The sequence below is a fragment of the Dankookia rubra genome, from assembly GCF_004355005.1.
In the GTDB taxonomy this organism is placed as follows: Bacteria; Pseudomonadota; Alphaproteobacteria; order Acetobacterales; family Acetobacteraceae; genus Paracraurococcus; species Paracraurococcus ruber_A.
In genome coordinates, this window is record NZ_SMSJ01000314.1 from 1 (window position 1) to 769 (window position 769).

The 769-nt window shown below is 65.4% G+C and carries 1 protein-coding gene; it reads left to right on the forward strand.

All coding sequences use genetic code 11. The features are described 5' to 3' along the window. Nucleotides 1-164 precede the first annotated feature (164 nt). Nucleotides 165-769 (forward strand): response regulator transcription factor (locus E2C06_RS36765; protein ID WP_370451537.1); only part of this gene is annotated, 605 nt, incomplete at its 3' end.

Sequence of the window (769 nt, forward strand, 5' to 3'; positions counted from 1 at the left end):
AGCACGCGTTCGTTGCAACACAGCATCGTGCTGGCGAGCGCTGATTTCGGCGTTGCCGGAGATCATCTCCCTCCCGTATTTGATCGTCTAAGTTGAGCGTTGGATCAGTTTTGAGACACCAATGCGCAGCGATGCCCCGCCGCACCGGTCAAGGATCCCCCGTCGTGACCCCCCGCCCCATCCTCATCATCGAAGACGACGCCACGCTCCGCGCTACCCTCGCCGAGCAGATCGGCATGGACGGCAGCTTCGTCGCCGTGGCGGCGGAGAACGCCTCCGAAGCCGCTGCCAAGCTGGCCGAGGCGGATGTCCGCTACGATGCGATCCTGCTGGATGTTGGCCTGCCAGATGCCGATGGCCGCGACTTCTGCGCCCAGCTCCGGCGCGACGGCAACGCTACGCCCATCATCATGCTGACCGGCGCGGATGCCGAGGCCGACGTGGTTCGCGGCCTTGACGCTGGGGCTAACGACTATATCGCTAAGCCATTCCGCCTGCCGGAACTGCTGGCCCGGGTCCGCGCCCAGCTCCGCACCTTCGACAACTCGGAAGCCGCGGTCTTTACCGTTGGACCCTACCAGTTCCGCCCGAGCGCCAAGCTGCTGCTGGACCCCGGCAAGAGCCGTAAGGTGCGGCTGACCGACAAGGAGTGCCGGATCCTGAAGTACCTGCTGCGGGCGAACGGCGCTGCCGTGGACCGCGCGACGCTGCTGGTCGATGTCTGGGGCTTTAACAGCGGGGTCACCACCCACACGCTGGAGACACACAT